This is a genomic window from Mycobacterium sp., assembly GCF_052143115.1.
Taxonomy (GTDB): Bacteria; Actinomycetota; Actinomycetes; order Mycobacteriales; family Mycobacteriaceae; genus Mycobacterium.
Genome location: NZ_JBKQTQ010000135.1, coordinates 1 through 4,213, shown reverse-complemented (window position 1 = coordinate 4,213; position 4,213 = coordinate 1). Strand labels below are relative to the sequence as shown.

Sequence of the window (4,213 nt, the reverse complement as noted above, 5' to 3'; positions counted from 1 at the left end):
TCCAGAACACGGCGATCAGTTGGGAGATCGACGTCCCGACCGTTGACGAGATGGCTGCGCGCATCGATGGGCTCCGCGCCACCCACGATTGGCTCGTCCTCGAGCAAGATGACCAGATCATCGGCTTTGCGTACGGCAGCCACGCCTGGCCGCCTTCCAATCGTCGGCTGAGACCGGTATCTATGTCGACGTCCACCATCACCGCGCCAGCGGAGGACGCGAGCTCTACACGCAACTGCTGCGCCGGCTCACCGAGCGCGGCTACCGGCAAGCCTTCGCCGGCATCACCCAACCCAACGAGCCCAGCAACGGCTTTCATCGATCCTTCGGGTTCCAGGACGCCGGCTCATACCGGCGCGTGGCATGGAAGCACGACAGCTGGCACGACGTGGCATGGATGCAGCTCGATCTGCTTGGCAATGGCGGCCCGGATGGACCTCCTGACCCGATCGTCTGATCCGCCCGCCGCAAGTGGCCCGGTGGGTCGCTAAGAAACCGTAAAGGTGTTTGGCCATCCGAGGCGGGTCGTATCAAGGTGAAGCTCTGGACGCCGTTGTCCAAATATCAGCACCCTTGACCCCTGAGAGCAGCCTGAGACAACCCTGAGACCACGTCCCCGCCTTCCGCCGTGCCCCCAGTCGGACTCGAACCGACACTTGGCGGATTTTAAGTCCGCTGCCTCTGCCGATTGGGCTATGGGGGCCAGCAACGAATGTAACGCGTGGCTGCTGAAACTCTAACCGGGCGCCCGAATCGCCCGGTCGGTTCAAGCCGTGTGTTAAAAGTTTCGCCCCCCCGTTAAGAAGCTATTAACGCGGTATGCGCTCCCGCTCAGGTTACGCCAAGGTAGGGTGTGGAACCGCTGCCGGCTACCCGCACACACTGACAGTGATCATCGTGGCCGACCCCGCTGACGGGTCGGCTTCTTGGCACCCAGGAGAAATACATGTCATTCGTAACCACAGCACCCCCCGCCATCGCCGCGGCCGCGGCCCAGCTGGAAGGTGTTGGTACCTCGTTTGCCACCGAGAGTTCGGCGGCCGCGGGCTCGACCACAGCCGTCTCCCCCGCGGCTGCCGATGAGGTGTCGATCCTACAAAGCGGCGTGTTCTCTACCTATGGCCAGCTCTACCAAACGGTCAGCGCCCAAGCCCAGGCCATTCACCAGCAGTTCGTGAGCCTCCTGCAGAGCTCCTCCGGCTCCTACCAAGAGACCGAAGGAGCCAACCAGCTCGGGGCCGCCGCTAGCTCGCTGTCGGGCGTGTCGTCGAGCGCGTCGTCGGCCGCCGCGGTTCCCGCGCAAGGGGGCCTCGCAGGCATCATCAATGACCTGACGTCCTTCCTCACTGGCTCCGTCGTGTCGAGTAACTTCTCGATCGTGCCGCTGGATGAGGTGGGCAACTTCGCCTCCGCCGAATCGGACTTGATCGGCATGGGCGGTGGCGGTCTGCTCACCGCGCTGGCCGGTCCGTCAACCGCTTCCGCCGACCTCGGGGGCTTGGGATCCGGCCTGGTCGGCGACGTCGGTCCGGCGGGGGCCGTCGGCGGAGCCGGCGGCATGGGTGCGGCGCCGGTGTTGGCGGCGGCCGGCTCGGGGTCGTCGATCGGCCCGCTGTCGGTGCCGGCCAGCTGGGCCGGCGGAGCAGCCGGAGTGCCGACGGCGAGCACGCCCGTCACGTTGGCCTCGCAGAGCTGGACCACCCCCGCGCCGTCCACCGGCGGGATGGGACCCGGCATCGCCGGCATGCCCGCGGTCGCCAACGGCGGTCGTGGCGGCTCGAGCTTCGGTGCCCCGCGCTACGGCGTCAAGCCGAAGGTCATGCCGACGATTCCCAAGCCGACGGCCACCTAAGGAATCCACGCGGCCAATAGTGGCCGGTTAAACCTCAATCGCAATCCGATCAATTCAAGGACGGGATTAGACAAATGGCTTTCGATTTCGCAGCGCGACCCCCGGAGATCAACTCCGCACTCATGTACTCCGGCTCAGGAGCGGGACCATTGATGGCCGCCTCCTCCTCGTTCAGCGCCCTCAGCTCGGAACTGAGCTCGAGCGCGGCGTCCTACGAGTCGATAATCTCCCAGCTCGGCTCGGAGTGGACGGGTCCGTCGTCAACGGCGATGGCCGCATCGGCCCAGACCCACATCGGCTGGCTGACCACCACCTCGGCGCAACTGCAGGACGCGGCCGCCGCGGCTACTTCATCGGCGGCGGCCTACGAGGCGGCCCATGCCGCCACCATCCCACCACCGGTTGTCACCGCCAACCGGGTGCAGCTGGCTGCGCTGGTCGCGACCAACATCCTGGGCCAGAACACCCCGGCCATCGCGGCCAATGAGGCCATGTACGGCGAGTTCTGGGCGCAGGACGCCGCCGCGATGTACGGCTACTCGGCCGCGGCGTCAGCAGCCTCGTCGGCGCTGACACCGCTGACCGACCCGACCGAAAACACCAACCCGGCCGGGCAGGGCCTACAAGCCGCCGCGGTCAGCCAGGCCGTCGGCGGCAACGGGACCTCAGCGACGCTGAACAACACGCTCGGCAGCCTGCAAAGCGCGGTGAGTTCGTCCGCCAGCCCGCTGCAGAGCCTCGCCATCCCCAACCCGCTGCAGAGCATCGTCGCTAATGTACCAATCTTGTCAGCTATCAACGGTTTGCTCGGCGTACCGATCGTCTCCAATGGCATTTACAACATCGGTGTCACGCTGGCATGGAACACCGCCATGATGGAGGCGACCCTGCCGCTGCTCGCGCACTTCATGGCCGGCTCTGCATTCGGGTTCAGCATCGGCGACGCCACCCCGCTGGGCGCCGGGCTTGGCTTCGGCACCACGCTGGCGGGCGCCCAGGCGCCAATCGGCGGAGCGATGGCGGCGGGTATGGGCGAGGCGTCCTCGGTCGGCGGGCTGTCGGTGCCGGCCGGCTGGTCGGCGGCCACCCCGGCCGCCACCGTCAGCGACGCCACGTTGGCGGGCACGGGCTGGACCGCGGCCGCCGACGAGGGTGCCGGCATGGGAGGCGCGCCGGGCATCATGCCGGGGATGGCCTCCGCCGGCGGCAAGTCGGGAATGGGCTTCGCCGGGCCGCGCTACGGCGTCAAGCCCAAAGTCATGCCTAAGCAGGTGTTCGTCTGATGACCAGGGAGGCGATGCCGCCTGCCTAAGACCAGTCATCAACCTCGACCAGTTCAATCACGTCACGACAAGGAGATATTCACATGCCTACGCGTTTTATGACTGACCCGCATGAGATGCGGTCGATGGCGGGCCGTTTCGATATGCACGCCCAGACGGTGGAGGACGAGGCCCGCAAGATGTGGGCATCAAGCCAAAACATCGCCGGTGCGGGCTGGAGCGGTACCGCCCAGATGACGTCCTACGACACCATGGGCCAGATGAACCAGGCCTTCCGCAACATCGTCAACATGCTGCACGGGGTGCGCGACGGACTGATCCGCGACGCCAACAACTACGAGCAGCAAGAGCAGGCCTCCCAGCAGATCCTGTCCAGCTAGCCCAGCACCGAAAACTTGTAGGAGGAAAGCAATGTCGATCAGCTACCAATTCGGCGACGTGGATGCCCACGGCGCGTTGATTCGCTCCCAGGCCGCGTCCCTGGAGGCCGAGCACCAGTCCATCGTGCGCGATGTGCTGGCCGCCGGCGACTTCTGGGGCGGCTCGGGTTCGGTGGCCTGCCAGGAGTTCATCACCCAGTTGGGCCGCAACTTCCAGGTCATCTACCAACAAGCCAACTCCCACGGCCAGAATGTGTCAAACGCCAGCAACAACATGAACTCCACCGACAGCGCCGTCGGCTCCAGCTGGGCCTAACAACACAAACCCTGTGGCCCGCACACCCAACGATGTGCGGGCCACAACCGTTTTCGCTTATTAGCCGACCAGCGGCGGCGGGAGCATGGTGGCACGCAACCCTATTCGCTGCAGCCCGTCGACCTCGCGTTCGACCAGAGCCGGGAATGTCACCTTGGGTGTAGCCGGCGCATTGGTCGACGCAGCAGGCGCTGCGCCAAAGCCCGTGGTGGGCACGGGCATTGGGCCGGCAGGCACCGACGCGGCTGGCCCGGCTTCCGCCCACGTCTGCGGCACCGACAGCGTTCCGACAGAGCTTGCGTGACCCATAGTCGCCGCAGCACCATAGCCGAGCGAGGATCCCATCGGCATCTGACCGCCCAGAGCAGGTGCCAGACCGAAC

At 66.1% G+C, this 4,213-nt stretch carries 6 protein-coding genes and 1 tRNA gene; 5 read left to right on the top strand and 2 right to left on the bottom strand.

Annotated features, from left to right (window positions below; all coding sequences use genetic code 11):
* The first annotated feature begins 145 nt into the window (after window positions 1-145).
* Window positions 146-457 (top strand): GNAT family N-acetyltransferase, encoded by a 312-nt coding sequence (locus ACLQI9_RS14275; protein WP_442376758.1) that lies wholly within the window; start codon window positions 146-148, stop codon window positions 455-457.
* Window positions 458-629: 172 nt separating this feature from the next.
* On the opposite strand, the gene ACLQI9_RS14270 is transcribed toward ACLQI9_RS14275, so the two are convergent.
* Window positions 630-703, bottom strand: a tRNA-Leu gene (locus ACLQI9_RS14270).
* Between the two features lie 243 nt (window positions 704-946).
* Here ACLQI9_RS14270 and ACLQI9_RS14265 point away from each other — a divergent pair.
* The 4 genes from ACLQI9_RS14265 to ACLQI9_RS14250 all read left to right on the top strand — a co-directional run bounded on the left by ACLQI9_RS14265 (window position 947) and on the right by ACLQI9_RS14250 (window position 3,831).
* Entirely contained in the window at window positions 947-1,852 is a 906-nt protein-coding gene (locus ACLQI9_RS14265; RefSeq protein ID WP_442376711.1) for a PPE family protein, SVP subgroup, read from the top strand.
* A gap of 74 nt (window positions 1,853-1,926) precedes the next feature.
* Entirely contained in the window at window positions 1,927-3,135 is a 1,209-nt protein-coding gene (locus ACLQI9_RS14260; protein WP_442391807.1) for a PPE family protein, read from the top strand.
* A gap of 83 nt (window positions 3,136-3,218) precedes the next feature.
* Window positions 3,219-3,515 carry a WXG100 family type VII secretion target gene (locus ACLQI9_RS14255; RefSeq protein WP_442387808.1) on the top strand — a complete coding sequence of 99 codons (297 nt, stop codon included), beginning with the start codon at window positions 3,219-3,221 and terminating at the stop codon, window positions 3,513-3,515.
* A 31-nt stretch (window positions 3,516-3,546) separates the two neighbouring features.
* Window positions 3,547-3,831, top strand: coding sequence for a WXG100 family type VII secretion target (locus ACLQI9_RS14250; RefSeq protein WP_442391806.1), 285 nt, complete (start codon window positions 3,547-3,549; stop codon window positions 3,829-3,831).
* A gap of 60 nt (window positions 3,832-3,891) precedes the next feature.
* On the opposite strand, the gene ACLQI9_RS14245 is transcribed toward ACLQI9_RS14250, so the two are convergent.
* A partial coding sequence (locus tag ACLQI9_RS14245; protein WP_442391805.1) for a PPE family protein, SVP subgroup occupies window positions 3,892-4,213 on the bottom strand: 322 nt, incomplete at its 5' end.

Bases quoted from the DNA above. Each gene is read 5' to 3' on its own strand.
- ACLQI9_RS14260 (WP_442391807.1), top strand. From the start codon at position 1,927: ATGGCTTTCGATTTCGCAGCGCGACCCCCGGAGATCAACTCCGCACTC.
- ACLQI9_RS14250 (WP_442391806.1), top strand. From the start codon at position 3,547: ATGTCGATCAGCTACCAATTCGGCGACGTGGATGCCCACGGCGCGTTG.
- ACLQI9_RS14265 (WP_442376711.1), top strand. From the start codon at position 947: ATGTCATTCGTAACCACAGCACCCCCCGCCATCGCCGCGGCCGCGGCC.
- ACLQI9_RS14255 (WP_442387808.1), top strand. From the start codon at position 3,219: ATGCCTACGCGTTTTATGACTGACCCGCATGAGATGCGGTCGATGGCG.